General features: G+C 49.9%; 17 protein-coding genes. 4 read left to right on the top strand and 13 right to left on the bottom strand.

Features of this window, described 5'->3' with window-relative positions; translation table 11 throughout:
• Positions 1-100: 100 nt before the first annotated feature.
• The 3 genes from IEW26_RS19830 to IEW26_RS19840 form a co-directional block, all read right to left on the bottom strand.
• Entirely contained in the window at positions 101-1,780 is a 1,680-nt protein-coding gene (locus IEW26_RS19830) for an NAD(P)H-hydrate dehydratase (protein ID WP_188593588.1), read from the bottom strand.
• A 577-nt stretch (positions 1,781-2,357) separates the two neighbouring features.
• Complete coding sequence (locus IEW26_RS19835) at positions 2,358-2,990, bottom strand: NAD(P)-dependent oxidoreductase (protein WP_111269247.1); 633 nt, start codon at positions 2,988-2,990, stop codon at positions 2,358-2,360.
• 280 nt (positions 2,991-3,270) lie between these two features.
• A complete protein-coding gene (locus IEW26_RS19840; protein WP_184191623.1) occupies positions 3,271-3,684 on the bottom strand; it encodes a GNAT family N-acetyltransferase in 414 nt (137 codons plus the stop codon).
• Positions 3,685-4,216: 532 nt separating this feature from the next.
• Between IEW26_RS19840 and IEW26_RS19845 the strand changes: the two genes are divergently transcribed.
• Complete coding sequence (locus tag IEW26_RS19845) at positions 4,217-5,137, top strand: hypothetical protein (RefSeq protein WP_188593589.1); 921 nt, start codon at positions 4,217-4,219, stop codon at positions 5,135-5,137.
• Positions 5,138-6,660: 1,523 nt separating this feature from the next.
• On the opposite strand, the gene IEW26_RS19850 is transcribed toward IEW26_RS19845, so the two are convergent.
• The 5 genes from IEW26_RS19850 to IEW26_RS19870 form a co-directional block, all read right to left on the bottom strand.
• Positions 6,661-6,918, bottom strand: coding sequence for a YezD family protein (locus IEW26_RS19850; RefSeq protein WP_188593590.1), 258 nt, complete (start codon positions 6,916-6,918; stop codon positions 6,661-6,663).
• Positions 6,919-7,111: 193 nt separating this feature from the next.
• Entirely contained in the window at positions 7,112-7,996 is an 885-nt protein-coding gene (gene cysW, locus IEW26_RS19855) for a sulfate ABC transporter permease subunit CysW (protein WP_145405667.1), read from the bottom strand.
• A 220-nt stretch (positions 7,997-8,216) separates the two neighbouring features.
• Positions 8,217-9,059 (bottom strand): sulfate ABC transporter permease subunit CysT, encoded by an 843-nt coding sequence (gene cysT / locus IEW26_RS19860; RefSeq protein WP_188593591.1) that lies wholly within the window; start codon positions 9,057-9,059, stop codon positions 8,217-8,219.
• A gap of 79 nt (positions 9,060-9,138) precedes the next feature.
• Entirely contained in the window at positions 9,139-10,224 is a 1,086-nt protein-coding gene (locus tag IEW26_RS19865; protein ID WP_188593592.1) for a sulfate ABC transporter substrate-binding protein, read from the bottom strand.
• A gap of 525 nt (positions 10,225-10,749) precedes the next feature.
• Positions 10,750-12,558 carry a rhamnogalacturonan lyase gene (locus IEW26_RS19870; RefSeq protein ID WP_229729956.1) on the bottom strand — a complete coding sequence of 603 codons (1,809 nt, stop codon included), beginning with the start codon at positions 12,556-12,558 and terminating at the stop codon, positions 10,750-10,752.
• A 978-nt stretch (positions 12,559-13,536) separates the two neighbouring features.
• On the opposite strand from IEW26_RS19870, the gene IEW26_RS19875 reads away from it, so the two are divergent.
• On the top strand, positions 13,537-14,388 hold the full coding sequence (locus tag IEW26_RS19875) for an AraC family transcriptional regulator (protein ID WP_188593593.1): 852 nt from the start codon (positions 13,537-13,539) through the stop codon (positions 14,386-14,388).
• A gap of 109 nt (positions 14,389-14,497) precedes the next feature.
• On the top strand, positions 14,498-15,181 hold the full coding sequence (locus IEW26_RS19880) for an S-layer homology domain-containing protein (RefSeq protein ID WP_111269258.1): 684 nt from the start codon (positions 14,498-14,500) through the stop codon (positions 15,179-15,181).
• 407 nt (positions 15,182-15,588) lie between these two features.
• On the opposite strand, the gene IEW26_RS19890 is transcribed toward IEW26_RS19880, so the two are convergent.
• Entirely contained in the window at positions 15,589-16,215 is a 627-nt protein-coding gene (locus IEW26_RS19890) for a nitroreductase family protein (protein ID WP_111269259.1), read from the bottom strand.
• 284 nt (positions 16,216-16,499) lie between these two features.
• On the bottom strand, positions 16,500-16,973 hold the full coding sequence (locus IEW26_RS19900) for an RrF2 family transcriptional regulator (protein WP_145405661.1): 474 nt from the start codon (positions 16,971-16,973) through the stop codon (positions 16,500-16,502).
• 977 nt (positions 16,974-17,950) lie between these two features.
• On the opposite strand from IEW26_RS19900, the gene IEW26_RS19905 reads away from it, so the two are divergent.
• Positions 17,951-18,436, top strand: a complete 486-nt coding sequence (locus IEW26_RS19905; RefSeq protein WP_184189123.1) for a CcdC family protein — start codon at positions 17,951-17,953, stop codon at positions 18,434-18,436.
• A gap of 294 nt (positions 18,437-18,730) precedes the next feature.
• Here the strand turns inward: IEW26_RS19905 and IEW26_RS19910 are convergent, their stop codons facing one another.
• The 3 genes from IEW26_RS19910 to IEW26_RS19920 all read right to left on the bottom strand — a co-directional run bounded on the left by IEW26_RS19910 (position 18,731) and on the right by IEW26_RS19920 (position 22,256).
• Positions 18,731-19,744 carry an NADP-dependent oxidoreductase gene (locus tag IEW26_RS19910; protein WP_188593594.1) on the bottom strand — a complete coding sequence of 338 codons (1,014 nt, stop codon included), beginning with the start codon at positions 19,742-19,744 and terminating at the stop codon, positions 18,731-18,733.
• Between the two features lie 254 nt (positions 19,745-19,998).
• Positions 19,999-20,745, bottom strand: a complete 747-nt coding sequence (gene map / locus IEW26_RS19915; RefSeq protein WP_188593595.1) for a type I methionyl aminopeptidase — start codon at positions 20,743-20,745, stop codon at positions 19,999-20,001.
• Between the two features lie 692 nt (positions 20,746-21,437).
• Positions 21,438-22,256, bottom strand: a complete 819-nt coding sequence (locus tag IEW26_RS19920; protein ID WP_188593596.1) for a serine/threonine-protein kinase — start codon at positions 22,254-22,256, stop codon at positions 21,438-21,440.
• Positions 22,257-22,278 lie beyond the last annotated feature (22 nt).

Here is a 22,278-nt window from a genome sequence, read left to right on the forward strand (position 1 = left end):
CACATCATGGCAAGCTCCTTTTGATATGTTTATGGTAGGGGTGCCATAATGACGTGTGACACACTTTCATGTGGTTGGCAAACAAGTTACCCCATGTGCCTCACAATGCGTCGAGGATATCTCCAGCCAGCAACGATGAAGGATGGCCGCGCAGCAGGGCTGCCCGTTCGGAGGCCTGCCCATGCAGGTATACGCCGAATGCGGCAGCCTGCTCTGCGTTCAGCCCTTGGGCGAGCAGACCGGCGATAATTCCGGTCAATACGTCCCCCGCGCCACCCGTTGCCATGCCGGCGTGGCCGGTGGTGTTGATGTACGCCTCGCCGGAAGGCGTTGCGATGACCGTTCGTGCTCCTTTGAGCACAAGGGTCACGCCCTGCTCGCGGGCGTACCGTGCTGCGTGCCCGATCCGGTCACGCTGCACCTCGAGGGTCGACATGCCCAGCAGTCGACTCATCTCGCCGGGGTGCGGCGTAAGGATCGTCGCCGCACTGCGCTGGCCCCAGGCGCGTGGCCCATCCGGGCCTGCGTCTGCCAGCATGTTGAGGGCGTCCGCGTCAATGACGAGCGGGCGATCCGTGTGCTGCCACAGACTGCGCAGCCAGTCGGTGTCGCTCTGGAAGCGACCGAGCCCCGGGCCGGTCGCGAGCACGTCGCGGCTCTCCGCAAGGCGCAGCACAGCTGCGGCGGAGGCCGCGTTCCATTCGCCGCTGTTGCCATCGGCTGCGGCGGCAAGCATAAGCTCGGGCACGGTGCCGATGACATGCGGCAGCAGCGCCGCGGGCAGCGCCCATGTGGCGAGCCCGCACCCCGCGCGGAGCGCGGCCTTGGCCGAGAGCAGTCCTGCGCCGCTCATTGGCATACTGCCTGCGGCCACCAATACGTGGCCGTAGGTGCCTTTATGACCGTCCGGGTCCCGGAGACGGCCCGTGTCCACGCGCAGCGCATCACGCAGCACCTCGTCCGTCAGCAGACGAACCGAGGGGCCATGCTCCGGCGCGAGCCGCGCAGGAATGCCGATGGCGCGCACCACAGTGCGCCCTGCGGCAGCTGCGCCCGGGTATTGCACCAGCCCGCGCTTGAGCAGCGCGAGGCACACGGTGACCCGGGCTCGAATGCAGGGCTCGTACACCTCCCCTGTGTCGGCGTTCAGCCCGCTCGGAACATCGGCGGACACGACTGGCTTACCGCTGTCGTTCGCCGCCCGAATCAGCGCCGCGTACGCTCCGCGCGGCGCCCCCCGCGAGCCGGTGCCCAGCAGCGCATCCACGATGCCTGTGCACCGGCTGAAGTCCACGGCTTCACGCCCGTGGACAACGGCAGGCATGCCGAGCTTCGCAGCGGCATCCCTTTGCACAGCGGCTTCGCCCCGCAGCGCCTCAGGGGCATCGGCGTAAACAAGCGTTACGCCCAGCCCCGCTTCAACCAAATGGCGCGCCGCAACCAGCCCGTCACCGCCATTGTTGCCCTTGCCGATCAGCATGTACCAATGCTGATCACCGGGATGCGACATCATCAGCGCCGGATCGGCGAGGATGTCGCTCCCGCTGCCCACACGTTCGCCAGGCCCTGTGTGTGCCCGGCCCGTCTCCATGTCATCGCCGCGATCAGGTCGGCGATATGATCCGTCACTGCCTCCGTGCTGACTCTCCCGGCACAGCCGGATTACCTCTTCAGCTATCGCCCTTCCGGCATTCTCCATCAGGCTGACCGCAGGAATACCCAACTGTTGAATCGTATGCTCGTCCACTGCCCTCATCTGCTCCGCCGTTACGATATACAACACTGTTCCCTCCTCAATAACCGCATTTGACTTGCAGTCCTTCCCCAAATCATACGAATGGGTAATCTGACCAGAACGAGGTTATTTTACTCCACTGTCACAACATCCGTGCACCCAACAACCCGCCTCTCTACTCGTCCTTACATCCCCTACTCTAAACTTGCAATTCCATTATTCTCATCTTGCTCCCCATTACATAGTTTGTACTTACTTGCCATGCCTCTAAGGAAGAGAGTAAGGGAATGAATGCAGGTTTGAAAGTGGCGTTATGACAGCAGATAAACGGAAGGCTATACCCAGTACCCAGTAAGCTCAAGGATTGGATCATGAAAAGTAAGAAAAGATCGTACCCTTTCAAGCTTCCTTAACCTCCCCTGCAAACGCCCACCTTACCTTGACCACTATTACACGTCTCTTATATATCGACCTGCATTTCGGTCTTACGTCCTGCCAGCTTATTTGTATGATCCTCTTCATACACGCGTTTACACACGTTTCACTCTTACAATTACTGATTCCACTCTCACGACCAGCTCACACATACCGGGGCTTCAACCAAACGGCCTCCCCCTAATACCTAATATCCCACCGTAAAACGAGCCTGAACAAACTGCGGATCATCCAGCTCATCGACCAATGCTGCGGCAAAATCTCCAACCGAAATCGTGCTCTCTCCCAGATCATCTGTGATCACACGGTTCATGCCGATTCGGAATTGACCTGTTCTCCGACCTGTCGTAATCGTTGCAGCCGGACTCATGTAGGTCCAGTGGATGTTGGACTCTTCCAGCAGCGCGTAAGCATCCGCATGAGCTTGCGCAAGCGGCTTCACTTCCTCCGGGAATCCTGGTGTATTCATCAGCATCTCGCCCGAATCGGTCAGCAGGCTTCCTGCTCCGCCCACCACAACCAGACGCCCCGCGTTTGCACGGCGTACACCTTCAATCAGGGAACGCGTCACCTCCAGCAGTTCCTCTTCCTCGCCAAACTTAGGCCCATAAGCGCTCACAACCGCCTCTTGCCCGGCTGAAAAATCAGCTACCTGATCCGGATTCAGCACATCTCCCTGCTCTACACGCAGGCGCTCATGCACCATCTCGACTTTGGAAGGGTTACGTACCACGGCCGTGACCTCATGCCCACGGTCCATCAATTCCCACAGAATCGTCTTGCCAATCTCTCCAGTTGCTCCAAAAATCGCTACCTTCATATTCATTCCCTCTCTTCTATAGATGTCATCTCATCTGATTCATACCGTTATTCTAATACTTAATCCAGTTGTTATATACCTTAAACGGCTCACGCCATCTTAAACCGTCTGTGCTCACTTGTAAACTGCAAGTTCACCTTCCCTATTCCAGCCAACACTCGGGATATCTATCCACCTGCTTTTCCCTTTTACACCATATCAAATCTTTTCCACGCCAAAAAAGCCGCATCAGCGGCTAATCTTTGTTTGACATTGCAATTGCTGCACGTTCCTTGTGTCTCTAGTCACCCTGTCTCCACCACATGCCCTCTGACTTGGGACTCGTATATTCAAAACCAAATTGAGCATACAAACGATCCGCAGGCACATCCGCCAACAAACTGACCAACCCCCGCGGAGGTACGGCTTTACGCAAATAATCCATAATTTCGATCATGATGAGTTTTCCGTAGCCCTTGCCTTGCAGATCAGGATGCACCGCTATATCTACCACCTGAAAAAAACAGCCGCCATCGCCAATAACTCTCCCCATACCGATTAGAACATCTTCCTCTCGCAGACATACCGCAAATAAACTGCGCGGCAGCCCGATCTCTGCTCCCTCCCTGCTCATCGGACTAAGACCGGCCATCTGTCGCAGCGCTAAATATTCCACCGCAGCAGGCGGTGCATGTTCAATTTTCACCTCATCCATTCATTGGTCCCCTTTCTCCTGAAATGTCTTTTGATACAATGTTAAAATGTTATATCGTTCCATTCATACGCCTGTATAGTTTTCCATTATACAAGAAAATCCTCTGGTCTTTAATCACTCAGGAGATTTATATTTGTTATTAAAGCAATATTACGTCTCAAACCTCTCATCTTCAGCCTTCAAAACAAATTAAATTTCTGATCTCTTAACCTTATGCCAGGACTGCAACCGTAACATCGGTGGAATGTAAGCCGGATCATCCTCTGATACAAGAAATCTTTTTCAGCAACTCACCCTGTACAAATTGTCCATGCTTGTTCAGTAGCATCTTTCACGGACCGCCAGCCATGGTGTCTTCTCCCTTTTCTACGAGATCACGGGCGTCGTCATAGAATATTCTTGTCCTTTGTTACATTCAATTTTTCAAGTGCAGCACCATCTGCTTGAATTCATTGACTTCCTGTGTAATAGTGAGAGAAAGCTTGCGTGGAACGTGTTTAATACGTCAAGTTGGTACAAAGGAGGAAAAGTTGTGTTTCAACATTGGTTGGATAACCTGTCGCCATATCCGGGTGCCGAAGCGGCACTGATCGGAATGATTGCCCTGCTTCTGGCAGCTTACCTGTGGTCGGCCAGTGAGGTCCGCAGAGGACAGGAACGACGAATACACCAGGTACGAGATACATTATACATAAGCACAGAACTTTTGGGACAACTCACCCTCTGGGAACAGCGAAAATATGAAGCATCCGAACACGAACATCACGAGCTGTTAAAAGCAATGCTGGCCTGCAAATCGGCTTCATGCCTCTCCCCGCAGCTTCAGGACCAGATTCGGGACTGCGTCAAAGACCACGATACTGCCAGACTTGCTCTTATGCATAAAGCGCTGGAACGTGAATGTACTGCTCTGTCAGAGGAACTTAGCCGGAATACCCACTCCGTACACTGGGGCAGATCACTCTGGACCATTATTCGCCCGGCTGCTGAACCTGCTGCACTCGCAGCCACTGCACTGCTGCTCGGAAGTTTCTTCAACAAGCTTCAGAGAGAAGGTATACATCTGGATTCCTGGGAAGGACTTTTACCCTGGATGCAATCCGTCTCCCTCATGCTTACGATCGTATACGGCTATCTGCTCTGGGCCAGTCCAAGACGGGGAACATCCGGCACAATAATCAAATGGCTGTCGCTGCTAATTGCGCTGTGCTCACTACTTCACCTGATCGGACTTGAGGCAGCCCCTTATGCTCTTGCATTGCAGCTAATTCTGTTTGCCTCTGGCTTCGGGTTAACCGGGTCACGTTCCCGCAGTGAACGTCCCTATGCCGGACATACCAACAGCGAAGATATCAGCAACGTTCATGAAGTCGCATCAACAATCGATCCTGTGGTAGAGGAGAACATTTACCCAACCATTCCTCGCAGAGCCATATCAGGTTCCGACAAGTAACTCGCTTTATCCTTTACGCCGTGTGCTGCTCAAAGTGCACGGCGTTTTGCTGCGTAAAGACGATTGATTGCAGTAGGGTATTTCTAGAGCTGGAGCACCTTTGATTCGAGAGAGTGACTATGCCTATTACAATGATATAGTGGTCACAGTAGTAGATGAAGGGAAACGGACACCCAAGAACGGGATTTCAGGTAGCGGGAGTGAAAGTGCTAGTACAGAGGGCCACGACTTAGCTGGAGCTTTAAAAATCGGGGCTCGGCTTTGGCATCGAAAGTAGCTGTGCAGTAGTTTTAACCAAAGCTTGCAGCCTTGGCACGACAGTTGCTTTAGTCTGGGAATTTGACTCCTTCACCACTAAAAGTAACTGTGACTGAGGGGGTTCGCTGCTTTAGCTCTGCTCTAGCCTTGGTGGTGGTTTTTGCTACTTCGGGCTTGTCCCTAACTTTCGCGGTGGATTTCTCTACTTTTAGCCTCGCCCTAATCTTGACGGTAGCTTTCACTACTTTTTAGCTCGACCCTATCTTGACGGTAGCCTTCTTAACTTTAGCTTGTCCCTAACTCTCGTGCGGCTTTCACTGCTTCTAGCTTCACCCTAACTTTCGCGGTGGATTTCACTACTTTTTAGCTCAGCCCTACCTTCGGGGTAGCTTTCTCTACTTTAGCTTGGCCCGAACTTTGGTGGCTATTTTCACTACTTTTTAGCCTCGTCCTAACTTTCGAGGTAGCTTTAGCAGCTTCATTAGTTCTAGATGATTAGGTTGCTTTAGCTCGAGGTTGTGCTTGAGGTTGTGATCGAGCTATCGCCTCTTCATAAGCGCTAACGATTCCCACAGACCTTATTTTGCGATAAATCAGGCCTGATCCATTTTAACGATTCCTAGTAACGTTATTTGGGCAATCTGAACAGAAAAGTGCCCCAAATTACCATATTATGGTTCAATAGTGTTACTGTGAATCGTTAGATTTTTTCAGGGCTGTTTTTCGTCCATTTAACGTCTCTGGGATTCGTTAGCTTAATGATGATTCAAAGTGCTATGTGGGGCAGCAAGAAATGCATCCATAAACGCAACCATTCGAGCATACAGCAGTAAATATATGGCGTCCTCACAATAAAAAAAGGCAGTCCTCTGGTCACGTCAGTGACTTGAAGTCCGGCCTTTTATCATCATCTGTCATATATTCCTGCCTGTTATTTTTTCAGCGTTAAATATATCTGCCACATTCGTTTAGGCTGATTTGGTTTGGTGCATCCAGTATGATCACTTGCCTTAATGCATTCAGTCGATGCATTTAGTTAAGGCATTTAGTTCAATTCATCCAGTTAGGCTCATCTGGTTTGCTGAATGGAGTTTCTTGCTTGGTTTCATTTGGTTTTGGTTTTGGTTTTTGCTTTGCTTTCCAGGTTTGTTTCATTTGGTTTGCTTCCTTGATTTGTTTCATTTGGTTTGCTACATTGAGTTCATTTCATTCGATTTACTTCCTTGGCTTACTGCATTGGGTTCGATTCATTCGAATCTTATTCTTTAGTTTCTGCTTCTCTCCCCCTTGGCACTTGCGTTTGACCCACGAAGCGAAGAACGCGCGGAGCTGCTTCGGGCAGCATTGCCCGATTTGGAGACGCCGCTTGAGGATGTGTTCTCAAAACGCTTGCGCTCGGTTCGTTCCATCTGCACAATCTGTCCTTCGTGCACAACGATGTGCAGCGAGCCAAACTCCATGTCATTCAGCTGCCCAGCAATGCGATCCAGCCATACCTCATCCACTTTTAACGGCTTAGCCATAGAGCCGCCTCCCCTTCTCGGGTCATTACCCGCAATAATTGGTATCGTTTCGATCAAAGATTTATAATTCATTCTTATCCAACCTATATACTTGGTTTATACATTATCAGGGCTTCCAGCTGCTGTCAATTGATATTTTGATCCCAAACAGCGGCTTTCTTTTGAAGCTGTTTTCCCGAGCTCTCGTTCCACACTATCCCTTTTCCGAAATGGCTTTATGTCCAAGCCAGCTTTTGAGCAGCAGGGTGGCCAAGGCCAGGATCAACAGCAGCGATGCCACAGCAAAGGAAGCCGAAAACTGATATTCGTTGTACAAAATTTCAACGTGCAGCGGTAGTGTGTTTGTTTCCCCACGGATATGACCGGACACCACTGACACGGCTCCAAACTCCCCCATAGCACGAGCGTTGCACAGAATAATACCATATAACAAGCCCCATTTAATATTAGGCAGTGTTACACTCCAGAAGATGCGCCACCCGGAGGCTCCCAGCGTTACGGCCGCTTCCTCTTCCCGGGTGCCTTGATCCTCCATTAGCGGGATCAGCTCTCTGGCCACGAAAGGGAATGTAATAAACAACGTTGCAATCACAATGCCGGGCAGCGCGAAAATAATTTTGATATCATGCTCGGACAGCCATGGGCCAAACCATCCATTTGAACCAAACACCAGAACAAAGATCAGACCGCCTACAACAGGCGAGATGGAAAAGGGCAGGTCGATCAGTGTAATCAACAGGCCTTTGCCTTTAAACTGAAATTTAGTAATCAGCCACGCGGCTGCCACACCAAAGATCGTATTCAATGGAACGGTGATCGCAGCGACGAGCAGGGTCAGCCTCAGTGCAGACCACGCATCAGGCTCAGTTAACGCAGCGATATAGACACCCCAGCCCTGTTTCAAAGCTTCCATAAGCACAATGACGAGCGGAAGAATCAGCAGCCATAACAGGACGAGACTTGCCAGTCCAATGAGTGACCATTTTACCCATGGCGCTTCTGTGGTTGCACGGTTTGTACCATGGCTCCTTGTTACAGGTGGAACAGGACTCGGACTTAGAGGGACAGACCCTGCCATGTAATAGCCTCCTTCAGTTTAGATGAGTTTGCCGCGAAGCGGCAGTATATCCCGTTGGGGCTGCTCTGAGCAGGCAAGCCGCACAACAGGATGTGAGGTCATTATGAAATGCTTTATTTTCTGCCCTACTCTACTCTGATCTTTTTCTTTCTGTTTATCTCATCACTTTTCTTCTCTTTCATCTCATCTTCTCATCTTCTCTCCCCTGCCTTAATCACAATCACACTCTACCTGCCTTCCGGCTCCAGCGCTGCAGTGTGTTGATGATCAGCAGCAAGATAAATGAGATCAGCAAGAGCAGTAAAGCAACAGCTGTAGCACCTGCATAATCAAACTGCTCCAGCTTGGACATGATGAGCAGCGGGGCAATTTCTGTTTTCATCGGCATATTGCCCGAAATAAAAACAACCGATCCATACTCGCCTATACCCCTGGCAAAAGCCAGTGCAAAGCCGGTCAACAGCGGCGGGATCAGATCAGGCAGCAGAATCGTACGAAATATTCTCCATCTCCCTGCACCGAGCGTAGCCGCAGCCTCCTCAACTTCAGCCTCAAGCTCCTCCAGAACGGGCTGCACCGTCCGTACTACAAACGGGATTCCGATGAACATCAGTGCTAAAGTTATACCCGCCTGAGAATATGCCAGCTTGATGCCCAGCGGCTCGAAAATCTGCCCGATCCAGCCATTTCCGGCATAGATTGCCGTTAAAGCTACCCCGGCAACCGCTGTCGGCAGCGCAAAGGGCAGATCAATAACGGCATCGAATAACCTTTTGCCCGGAAAATGATACCGAACCAGTACCCAGGCCAGCAACAGGCCCAGAAAAAGATCAATCAAAGCCGCTATGCCCGCTGTCAGAAAGCTGACCCGAAACGAGGCCAGCACCCTTGGATTGGAGGCCACCTCCAGCATGGTTCCCCAGGTCAATCCCGTAGAGTTAAAAAGCAATGCGGTCAGCGGTATCAATACGACCAAACTCAGATACAGCACGCTGTACCCCATCGACAACCCGAATCCCGGTAATGTACGTCCTGCTGACCGGACCGCAATTCCCTTGCTCATGCCTATTCATCCTCTCTGCCGTCAGCCGGTAGGGCTGGTTGGCCGCGTACAGCGCAATTAGTGCTTTTATTGGTTTGCCTTAGCTGCCCGGAACATAAATCTGGTCGAAGATGCCTCCGTCATTGAAATGTTTGGCCTGGGTATCCCGCCACGTTCCAAATACATCTTTTAACGTAAACAGCTCCAGCTGCGGAAACTGATCCTTGAATTGATCCTTCACGCTGTCCAGTGTAGGACGGTAGTAGTTTTTCGCTGCAATCGTCTGCCCTTCCTCACTGTAAAGGTACTTCAAATAGGCATCCGCCACGTCCCGTGTCCCTTTTTTGTCTGCATTTTTATCAACAATCGCTACAGGGGGTTCTGCCAGAATGCTGATCGAAGGCAGAACAATGTCGAATTTATCCGGCCCAAGCTCCTTTACCGACAGGAATGCCTCGTTCTCCCAAGCCAGCAGCACATCACCAATACCTCGTTCCACAAATGTTGTCGTTGCCCCGCGTGCTCCCGAATCCAGCACAGGCGCATGCTTGAACAGCTCTGCCACGAACTGCTTTGCCTTCTCTTCATCGTTGTTGTTATGCTTCAAGGCGTAACCCCACGCCGCCAGATAGTTCCACCGCGCTCCGCCCGATGTCTTCGGGTTTGGTGTAATGACCTGGGTGTCTCCTTTGATCAGATCGTCCCAGTCCTTGATGCCCTTCGGATTGCCCTTGCGCACCAGGAACACAATTGTGGACGTGTACGGTGAGCTGTTATGCTCGTATTTTTCCTGCCAGCCTGCGTTAATCAAACCTTTATCTTCAATCGCATCAATATCATAGCCGAGTGCCAGCGTCACCACATCTGCATCCAGTCCGTCAATGACGGAACGGCTCTGTTTGCCCGAACCTCCATGAGATTGTTTAATGGTCACTTCCTGACCTTTCTCTTTCAGCCAATGCGCCGCAAATGCCTTGTTATATTCCTCATAAAGTTCCCGTGTCGGGTCATAGGAGACGTTGAGCAGTTCAATCGCTTTGCCGCCTTCCTTCGTTCCGTCTGTACCTGTTCCCGTCGCCGCACCTGTTGTACTTGATCCTCCGCTGTCCGATCCGCAAGCCGCCAGCACCCCTGTTAACACCAGTGCCAATCCAACCAGAATACCCTTGTGAACTCTCTTTTTCATCAACGTACACTCCCCCCGATATATATTTGCGTGATCAACTACAGGTCGGCAGAACAACAGAACGCCCCGAAAAAAAGCAAAAGGACAGAGGAACCCCTGCACGCTCCCTCCTTCATCAAGTCACGCCGACCCCAAGGCCGTGTATGCTTCATCCGGTAAAATGCGCTGCGGTGTTCCTCCGTCCATACGGTGAGAACGTTATGCTGTTCAAATGTTTAAATTCGCCATCTGTCTGTCATGACCGATTATGCAAAAACTCAGCCATTTTTAATTATTCCTACCTGTTTAGTAAGTTATATACGTATAATAAAGGCAGTCTATGGGACTGTCAAACCTTTTTTCCGCTTTTTACCGAATTTTATTTAGAATCATTTTTAGAGAATTTTAGTTAGAAGTTTTTAGAGAATTCACCATTTGAAAAAAAGAAGAACAACGAACCAACGCTCGTTGTTCTCTCCAGCGAAGCTCATAACTTCGCTGTTCATATTTAAAGACTGGAAGCGGGCGCCATTCCCCCGCCTTTCCTTATCTGCCCGCGTACCGGATATTGGGCACCGGCGGCGGGTTCATGCCTTCACCCAGATAAAAGCCGGTGTGCGGCGGCTGATTGTAGGCTACATTTTGCCAGGCGATGCCAAGGCGGTATACCGGATCATGCATCAGGGTATAGATGCGTTTGTCTGTGAGGGCCGTTGTGGTGTAGATTCGTAGAGCCGAGCTGTCATTCGTACGCCATACGACCTCCTCGCGCCAGTCTCCAAAGAGATCGGCCTGCAAGCTTGGTGTAGATTTGGTGCCATTATTAGAGGATACGCCAGAAGCGGTCAGCAGGTTTATGGTTTTGCCGTTGGCATAATCCCATTTGTCGATCCGATTGCTATCCAGCAGTTCGCGCAGCAGATCACCATCCCACCAGATGCCAAAGTTCGTGGAAGAAGGAAGCGTTGAACCCAGCTTCTGACCTTTGGCTGTGTACAGACTGCCGTCTGCCCACACTTCAGCACCTTTGTACCTTGGATCAATATCCGCTGCCATACCTCGTCCAATATCCTTTGTCGTTTTGATCCCCCAGATGAGCTGACCTGTGCCTGCATCGCGGAACGATATGCCTGCGTTGGATGGAGTCTCATGAACCTGAAATACCTCCAGCCCCGGACGGTCCGGGTCCAGATCACTCAGATGCATCGCATCTCCATGTTTTAATCCGGTCGTATACAATCCTCTCCCGTTATCGTCAACAGCCATCGCGCCGTATACAATCTCGTCTCTGCCATCCCCGTCCACATCAGCCACACTCAGATTATGATTCCCTTGTCCGGCATACCCGGAATTGCCGGAGGTGTTCGAGTCGAAGGTCCACAGCTTGGACAGCTGTCCATTCCGCCAGTTGTAAGCGACCAGCACCGTTCGCGTGTAATATCCACGGGCCATAACCAGACTCGGACGTTCACCGTCCAGATAAGCAATGGCTGCGAGAAAACGATCGACCCGATTGCCGTAATTATCTCCCCAATCCGAGACATTGCCGCGTGCCGGCTCATAGTTTACCGTGGACATCGCTTTTCCCGTCTGTCCGTTGAAGACGGTCAGGAACTCCGGCCCGGATAACACATATCCGCTCGAATTCCGGTAGTCCTTGCTGGCATCTCCAATCACCGTGCCTGTGCCATCGCGGGTGCCATCCGCTGTTTTCATCGCAACCTCAGCCTTGCCGTCTCCATCGAGATCGTACACCATAAACTGAGTATAATGAGCGCCTGCACGAATGTTTTTGCCCAGACTGATCCGCCACAGGCGAGTACCGTTTAATTTGTAGGCATCAATGAATACTTCGCCAGTATAACCGCTCTGTGAATTGTCCTTGGAGTTGGAAGGGTCCCACTTCACAATCAACTCATACTGACCATCACCATCCAGATCACCTGCACTCGCATCGTTAGCACTGTAAGTGTAGGCCACGCCATCCGGTGTCGTTCCACCAGCAGGAATTTGCAGCGGCACAGTCAAATAATTGCTGCCCCACACACTTGCAGCTGCAGACGCAGCCTGCTCCGTTCCGCCAACGACGGCACGAACCGTATATTTCGAATTGTTGGTCCCGCCCGTATCCTGAAGATTGGTGCTGCCTGTGATGGGTGATGCATTCACTTTCACACCATCCCGATACACATTGAAGGCCACATTGGAACCCTCCGTTCCGAGCAGTCGCCAGCTGACAAATACACCATTCCCTGTTTTTACCGCGACTACGCCGCGATCCAGAAATTCCATCTGCCTCGGACCCGCTGCATGTGCTTCAGGCATGTGATTCAAACCAGGCGAAGTCACAAGCATCGCCGAACCGAGAAGTGTCATGCCAATCGTGCGCCATGTGCGCTTCCATAACGATGATTGTCCCATATTTCATTGCCTCCCCAATTGAATTGGTAAGCCCAATGCCCTGTAGCGCATCTAGAATGAGTAATATCGCAATATACCTTATATAAGATTTATGTAAGCGCTTTAATTTCTTAATTATAAATTATTCATAAAATTCCATCTATAGGTCTTATTTAGTAAATACACCTTAGTAATTTTAATGATTTAAAGATTTTATTGACTGAGCACTGGAGGTGGAAGTCTACTTACCAGCTCGGCAGGAAAGAATAAACCTTTTCAACGAAAGCGCCAAATTTAGGACGAACGGAAGTTCCACGATGCAGATGAACACACCGAAACCACTTTCTAACGAATCCAGGAAACGCTATTTGGGTGATATCACCCAATTTTATTTTCTAACGAATCGAGGAAAGCTTATTCTGGCGAATCAGTACAAAAACAGGCGTTCAACTCGTGTTTTCAGCGAAATAAGGTTTCTGGGGATCGTTACAATTCCAGAGAACCCTATTTCGCTTAAATAAGCTCATCTGGAATCGTTAAAACTAGTAGCAGACTCATCTCCTTCATCAAGCCCTCCGTCCAGTACTTTCAGCAAGACTTTCACCAAGCCCTCCATCAATATCTTTCATCAAGCACCTTTCGTCCAGCTCCTCCATCCGACACTTTCATCAAGCACCTTTCGTCCAGCTTCCTCCATCAAGCACCTTTCATCCAGTTCCTTCATCCAACCCTCCATCCGGCACTTCCATCCAGCTCCTCCACTCCCCCCTCATTCAAACCCTTTTCTAATCTCTGCGGATACTAAGTCATAATAACGCTTTCATATTAACGTTGACTCCTGTACCCACGCTCACCATAATACTAAATATGAGACCTACACACAGGCCCCCTTTATTACGTAAATCTGACGGATTTCGTCGGCAAAAATTAATTGTGCTCCCCGAATTACTGTTGCAGGAAGCTGCCGATTCTCCAATCACATCAAGTTTATATGTGACAGACATCGGTTATTTTCATGAAGCCGAGCATCATTACCGCGACCGCCCGGAAGGATGTGATTCACACATTCTGATGTATTGCACGGAAGGCTCCGGGTGGTACTCCACTGGTGACGGCAAAACATATAACGTACAGCCCGGTAACCTGATTATTCTGCCGGCACACGTTCCTCACGTCTATGGGGCGAATACAGAGGCCCCGTGGAGTATTTTCTGGCTTCACCTGCGCGGAAATCATGCCCACACATACATCGCCCCCTTGTTAACACAGCAGGAGCAGATATCCACGATGCCGCCGGCGAAGGCGCAGCGATGGCTCGAGCTTTTTCATGAATGCTATGGTGTACTGGAGACCGGATATTCCTTACAGACCATGACCTTTGCTTCCCAGATTGTCGGGTATATGCTCGGCCTGCTCGCTTACGGTCCTTATGCTCCTGGAGCAGACAACGGTGTGATGAGCAGTAAACAGGCAGCAGAGCATTCCGTGCAATATATGCTGGAGCATCTGGAGAGCGGAGTGACACTCAAAGAGCTTGCAGCACATGCCCGCTTGTCCGTTCCGCATTACTCTCAATTGTTCAAACAAGTGACAGGGCATTCACCAATCGATTATTTTTTGCGGCTGAAGATCCAGCATTCCTGCCGATATCTCGATTTTACCGATTGGACCGTCAAGCAGATCAGCTCCGAGCTGGGGTTCAATGACCCATACTATTTTTCAAGACTGTTCAGCAAAATCATGGGACGATCACCAACCGATTACCGAAACCAATCCAAAGGATAATGTTAAGGAAAATTGCAGCAACCTTTTGAGCAGAAGGGTCGTCTATAGGGGCAAATCACTTTAAGATAAAGGGAAAAGAACTTCCCTGGAAAAGCGAGGCGACACCGAGATGAAGAAAAATATCATTGCTGCTTTCACCGCAGGAGCTCTGCTCACGCTCACATTAAGTGCAGGTCCTCTCCATGCTGCGCCAGCCAAGTTTACCGATATTCAGGGCGTACCTGGAGCAGATAAAATCGAATCCCTCCATCAGGAAGGATTGATCAAGGGGGTCAGTGATCATTTGTTCAAGCCGGAAGAACAGCTGAATACAGCTCAAGGGGTCCAACTGATTGTGGACGGACTGGACCTTAACCTGAATGCGATTCGTTTTATCAAAATGCCAGTGCCTAGCGACTATTTCAAGGCTGTCAAAGACGGCGTCTGGTACAGTGATGCTTTTATCCGTGCACAGTACAACAGCATCAAACTGCCGCAGGATATCGATCCGTCCAAACCGATGACTCGTGAACAGTACACCGTATTCCTGATGCAGGCGATCGAGGCTAAAGGCGGACTGCCGATGATCAAAATCCAGCCAGTGGATATCACGGATGAGAGCGATCTTACCCCTGATGCCCAGGGAGCAGTACAGCGTTCCCTTGTACTAAAAATCAGCACACTGGATGCGAACGGTCAATTCCATCCGCAACAAGCCATCACCCGCGCTGAAGCTGCGGTAATGATGTATAACGCGATTGAGCACATGAACTCCTTCACGACACCGCAGATTCCAGAAACGCCGGAGAAATAGTTTTCTCCATGCAAATGCGTACAAATCAACAAAACCTGCACTTTTCTGCGGAGAAAGGTTGCAGGCTTTGTTATTTTTTTATGCCTTTCGAGTCTTGATCAACGTATAGAACCTGTCTCGTTTTCTTCTCTGCTGACTGTGGCCAGTTTCAGTTTGTCCAGTCCCTTTAACAGCATGATCGTCTTCTGAATATCTCCACCACGATCAAGCCTTCTTTGAGCGAGCCATCCTCCTGAAAAGGTTCTATCGTAATCAGCTCATGATCTGCTAGAAATTGCATCAATACCACCGACAGACTATCTATCTTCCTGCGGCAGCCAAGTCAAAAAGAAAAAGCGAGTACACCTCGTTAAGAGTAATGTACTCGCTGGGAATAAGCATCTATAATGTCCGCACAAAGTTGGACCTTAGAAAGAACCTTTTACAACCACTTCGGACAGTGGGAAACGGCCTGACGGACGAGCCGGCTCAGCAGCTTTACCTACAGTAATCAGCAATGTTGGCACAAAACGTGCAGGAATGTTGAACGCTTCGATCAACTGCTGCGGATTGTATCCACCCATTGGGCAAGTGTCGTAACCGAGGGAGCGTGCCGCGAGCATAATGTTCTGGGAAGCAAAGGATGCGTTGCGAATCGCTTCATCACGAGCAATTTGCGGGTTTTGGTAAGCACCGTTAATTTGACCCACCAATGCGTCACGAACTTCAGCAGGCAGTGCACCAGCTTCAACAGCCTGATCATAGATGAATGTATTGCGGTTTGCTTCCAGGTCACCCAGAACAGCAATCGTTACAGAGCTGTCAACAACTTGTGTTTGACCGTAAGCAATCGGAAGCAATTTGGCTTTGTCCGCTTCGGATTCAATCACAAGGAATCTCCAGTGCTGCAGGTTCCAGGAAGACGGTGCTTCGGAAGCTGCCGTCAGAATGGCATTCAGGTCTGCCTCAGGCATTGCAAAACCTTTTTCATACTTTTTAACCGCGTGACGTTCGCTAATGACGCGAAGTGTTTCATTTTTTTCAGTAGCCGACATGTGTTCCACTCCTTAGTTCTGTTTGGATTATCTATTTTTTACGTTCGCAAAGCACGCCTTGAAAGCCAATCCGCCCCAAGCACAGGCCTTCCGAAAATAACATCAGCGCAGACGAACGCATCCGATCTGTGTTCACGTTATGCCCGGAATGACCGTCATTCAAATTCACCTTACACCGAGCATACGCCTGTCCTGCAAGTCACTTATAGAAATGATCTTGGGCAGGATCAGCATCCTATTATTGAAAAAAGTTAAATGTAAGCCCGGCCTAGCGCCGCACTCCGTCAGGACTTCTCTTGCTCTTGCCTTGACTCTGAACATGCCTTCATGGATAACGGACTTTCGCCACGCTCAATGCTTTGCTGCACGTCAAGAATCGATATGCGGTCGAAATAAGCACTCAGCGCCTCTTCTCCTCCATCGTATATGGCACCCATTACCCCCTGCATGTTGGAGGATACTTTACACGGTGAACCCGATTCACCCGAACACCAGCTTGGGCCAAGAGAACCTCCGGCTACGAGCCTGTACAACTCACCCAGCTTGATCTCCTCGCTCGGACGGCTGAGCAAATATCCACCATGAGCACCTTCCTTTGTGGTCAGGTAACCATGCTTACGCAGAACACTAAGTACCTTGCGGACTCTGGCCGGATGTGTACCCACACTCTGGGACAGGTCTTCACTGTTGGCCATGCACTCGCTTCTCATGGATAGAAAAACAAGACAATGTACCGCAATGGTAAATTCGCTGTTCATAACTTACTCCCTTCCCGGCCTAATGCACCGTTGAACTTCAATCCAAGGTAAGTATAACTGTCATTATAGGAATAACAGTTATGTTTGTCAACACCTGTATCCTGATATGCTCCAGGGATGAATTTTCCTGATATATCAATACTTACAGCCTCCTTGCGATCTTCTCAGAACTGCTGAGAACTCGCTCCAAATCACGGCGCTCGAAAACTCTTTGCACAAAAAAGTGAGCCTTCCGCTGCGCGAAGGGCTCCAATAAGATAGACATATGAAAGGGCTTACGTGATTATTATAATCGGTAAATCGGAATTTGAAAACGCTTTTTTTGTAAAGTGTGATTTTATTCTTTTTCGACGTATGGCTGAGCCCATTTTATAACTAACGGGCAGAATTCTAACGCTCCCCAGAAACGTTATATGCCCGATATTAAGCGTTTTGAAAATCTAACGATTCCCACAAACGCTATTCCATCAAAAATAGGCTGGAAGTGCTGAAATAAGCCGATAATCCAAGCAATAAGCTTTCTGCGATTCGTTACATTTCAAATAGGTGGAAAATAGGGCAAATAAGCTTTCTGGGAATCGTTAGCGACATGAAGCATCTTGTGAGTCGGCATTTACCTTCACTGTTACCTTCACTGTTACCTCACTGTTGACTCGTTGTTGACTCACTGTTACCTTCACCGCTACTTTCACTGTTGCCTCACTGTCTCCTCCCTCATGGAGTCTCCCTTTTTACCTCTGCATCCATTCTCCCTTTTTATCTCTGAATTATCGAATAAACCCTCGCTACGCGGGAACAATAATACATATTTTTCAAATTGCAGCAATGCTCATTTAAAGGCTCGCCGATCCAAAGACATACATTCTAGCGGGCACTTCGGTTTGTGCTATAATAGGAACTGAAAAATCCGGTTACACCACGCTTCGAGAATTCCAGATTCCCGAATAAACATCTTATTCCAGAAAGAGGGCGTTTACGTGGCTCAAATCTCTCCGTTTTATTTGCAAATCGGGGCGACCGTTGGCATGCTTGTTATGGCTCTGCTGGCCATCTTCATCCGTATGAAAGCCAGCCACAGGCCGGTCACGATCCGTAAAATATTGATTCCACCGCTCGGCATGAGCACAGGCTTTTTTATGTTTGTTGTACCCGAGACCCATGTTCCGCTATTATGGGCGCTCATCGCACTGCTGGTGGGCTGGTTTATTTTCTCGTATCCGCTCATTCGCAGCACCCGGTTTGAACGCGTAGGCGAGGAGATTTTTGCCACACGCTCCCGCAGCTTTGCCTTTATTTTGCTGGGGCTGCTGGCTGTACGGCTCATCCTGCATGAAGTAATCCAGCAATATGTCACCATTCCGCAAACGGGTGGTTTGTTCTTCCTGCTGGCCTTTGGCATGATTGTGCGCTGGCGCGTATATATGTACAAGCATTACAAGGAAGTTCTGGCTGTTCAGCCCTAGATACACATACATGTGCTCTCCAAACGACTGACAGATGCGTGAAGCTTCGGTTGCATACAGCAAGAACTACAAATAAAGACACGTCCGCCGCACCCGCCGTGCGCATAGAACGTGTCTTTTTGCTGTTTCGGTTATATACTCTGAGATTGTTCTTATAAGAGTTTACTGTTTTACGGTTTGTGTTTTATGGTTTGTGTTTTACGGTTTGTGTTCGATCGTCCATAATTCTATGGTTTCGGTTTACAGCTAAGGTTGGATGCCTTACAGTCTCAGACTCTCCTTGACTGCTAGCCTCTACTCAGGATCGGCAACCTTCACCAGCTGCTTGCCCAGATTGTCGCCTGAGAAAAGACCCATGAATGCTTCCGGGGTACGTTCGAAGCCTTCCACAATATTTTCCTCATATTGCAGCTTGCCTTCCTTGATCCATTTCGCCAGCTTCGCCCGGCCTTCCTTGAAGGACTTTGTGTAATCTCCCAGCAGAAAACCTTTCATCAGCGCTGTATTGGTTAACAGGAGCGTTTGCGGACGCATGCCGATATCCGGCTTTTCCAAATTGTAAGACGAAATTTGTCCGCATAGCGGAATACGCGCATTACGATTAATATGGCGCAGCACCGCATCCGAGATGTCACCGCCAACGTTGTCGAAATACACGTCAACTCCGTTTGGACAAGCTTTTTCAATGGCTGCCGACATATCCTGCTCCGTCTTGTAGTTGAGTACAACGTCGAAGCCCAGCTTATCTTTCAGATAAGCACATTTTTCGTCAGATCCTGCAATACCGACTACATGTGCTCCGACAATTTTACCGATCTGCCCCGCAATCATGCCCACAGCACCTGCAGCACCGGAGACTACAACCGTCTCGCCGTCTTTGGGCTTGCCGATATCCTCCATGCCAAAATATGCAGTAAGTCCCGTCAGACCCAGTGCACCCAGATAAGCCGTAATCGGAGCCTCGTCTGTATCAATCAACGCCAGATCACCTGTATTCACGGCAGCATACTGCTGCCAGCCCCACATCCCGGTGACCAGATCGCCTTTACGCAGGTTGGGCTCGGATGACTCCACCACCTGTCCGATCGTTCCGCCTTTGATTACTTCATTCAACGCATATGGCGGTGCATACGATTTGGTATCCTTCATTCGTCCCCGCATGTACGGATCAACAGACAAATATAATGTACGTACCAGCACTTGTCCGGCTTCCGGCTCAGGAAGCGGTGCTTCTACGAAATTAAAGTTCTCTCGGACAGGAGCACCTTCCGGGCGGGACGCCAGCACGATCTGTTTGTTTACTGTCATCAAAAACAACCTCCTGATTACCCAGCGGCTCTAAGTCAGCTCGATCTAGCCGCCATGAAACGACGTACCGCTGGTTCTATGTCTAACCTGTATTGTTCAAAGCTTTATTGCTAAGGCTTCAAACCCTTCATTGCACAAGCTTCAAACCTTCATAATAGTTTAAACCGAAACAGGCGGATCACAAACGTGGGCCGCCTGGAAATATGCAAATATGTTGTGCAGTTCAGAATACACTTGTGTCAAACAACCCGATTTTATTGTGCAGTCAGGATAACGGGCCCCTCTGCCGTAATGGCAATGGTATGTTCATACTGAGCCGACAGACTTCCATCCAGCGTACGCGCAGTCCAACCGTCCGAATCCAGCTTGCTGCGGAACGTTCCGATGTTCAGCATCGGCTCGATTGTAATAACCATGCCCTCCTTGAGACGTGGTCCACGATGCGGCGGGCCGTAATGAGGCACCTGCGGCTCTTCATGCATCTTCTCTCCGATCCCGTGCCCGATAAATTCCCGAACAACAGACAGTCCTTCCCCTTCCGCATACACCTGAATAGCATTGGAGATATCTCCGATCCGGTTGCCCACAACCGCAAGCTCAATGCCTTTATACAGAGAGTTTTTGGTCACATCCAGCAGATGCTGCGCTTCAGGACTTACATTACCTACAGCATACGACCAAGCCGAGTCAGCCAGCCAGCCGTTCAGATTAACGACCATATCGATGGTAACGATATCGCCGTCTTTCAGCACGTATTTTCCCGGGAAGCCATGACAGATCACGTCATTAACCGACGCACATGTCGCATAAGGATACCCGTTATACCCCTTTTGCTCCGGCGTGGCGCCATGTTTCTTCATAAATGCTTCGGCAAACTGATCGATTTCCTGTGTTGTGATCCCCGGACGAATCATTTTGGCAATCTCCCGATGGCACGCAGCCAGAATCTCGCCAGCTTTTCTCATATGTTCAATCTGTTCGTTCGTCTTTATAATAATCATTCCAACTACTCCTTGTCCGTTATGATCGTATCCTGTCTTCTATTGTAACGCGAAACACTGAAAATAAAAAATTCCGATGATAAAGCAAGCATCCTATTATACGCCAAGCTGCCCGTGAATGAATACTTTTTTCTCATAAAAACACGAAACCCCATCAAGACAACCTGCGTATTAGCCTAAAACAGCTGAAGACGAAAGGATGAACGCTCATGTTCAAGAAGATCATAGGCAAACTTATGGACTCCAAATCCTCTTCTCACCATAAACGCTACAGTTCCTCAGACAGACGCTCTTACAAAAAATACAGCAGCTCCTCAGGCAAACGCTCCTACAGGCGCTACTCCTCCTCAGACATGAAATACAGGGATCAACGCCACGGTTCCGGTTATTACAAGAGCAGAAAATTCAGTTCAAGTTAAACAAAAATCAAGACATGCTCCTCTGAAAAAAACACCCTCCGCTCGTGATCCTGTCACTCACATTCAGACACAACAAAGGAGTGTTCCCTGCACCGTACTCTACACGGTCAGCGAAACACTCCTTTATTATAAACACCGCACGTAATTTGTACCGTGCATGGTTGTATCGTATGCAGTTCGCATTCCCCCACTCAGAACTCGACTCCAAGCAAACGGCTTCGCTGTATAATCGCGTTTGGCCAAGTTTAGCCCCTTCTCTGTGTTACTATTCACCTACAGCAGCAGTCTCAAACGATTCATTTCGCGCTGCAGCTCTGCTGCTCCGTCCTCGTACGCAGGCCGCAGCCCGAGAAGCCGCTCCAGCATCTCATGTAAAGCAGGCGTAAGCCGAAGCTCCTCCTGCCAGCTGGCAGGTTCATGGCCTTTTTGCGGTTCATACGATGAATATAACAAGAAAAGCAGAAAATGACCGATATCCTGCAGGTCCTGATCCGGTACGGCTTGCTCGTCTTCAGGCTCAAGAACATCCTTCAACCGACGTTTCAGCTCCGGCAACAACGGCTCCCCCAAGCGTCTTGCCAAGCCAAAGTCGATCAGATGTACCTGCCCCTCCCGTAAAATAACGTTAGGAATCCGTACATCCCCGTGAATATATCCCTGCTCATGCACATGGGCTACAGGGGCCAGCAGCTGAAGGGCAAGCTCTACACATTCCCGTTCTGTATATTGCTGCCCCTGCTCAAAAATCAACTGCTCCAGCGTCTGTCCACGGACATACTCCGTCACCATATAGTGCCTTCTACGCACCGTAAACGTGTGCAGCAGCTCGGGAATCGCCGGATGCTGCAGGTGCTGAAGCACATCCGACTCCCGGTGTAACAGCTGTACAGCAAGTTTCCCCTTGCTGGGTTTCGCTTCCTTCAGAGCCACTTCCTCTCCCGTCTGCATATCCGTACACAGATAGGTCAACCCGTAACTCCCCATACCAAGCAGCTCCCGTATAACATAACGACTCCCTAATATCGTTCCCTGACGACCAGGACGGTCTGTCCATAGGCCAATCCACCTTTGCCAGACTCGACGCAGCTCCACATTGCCTCCTACGCCAGCTTCC

It is taken from the genome of Paenibacillus silvae, assembly GCF_014639235.1.
Lineage (GTDB): Bacteria > Bacillota > Bacilli > Paenibacillales > Paenibacillaceae > Paenibacillus > Paenibacillus silvae.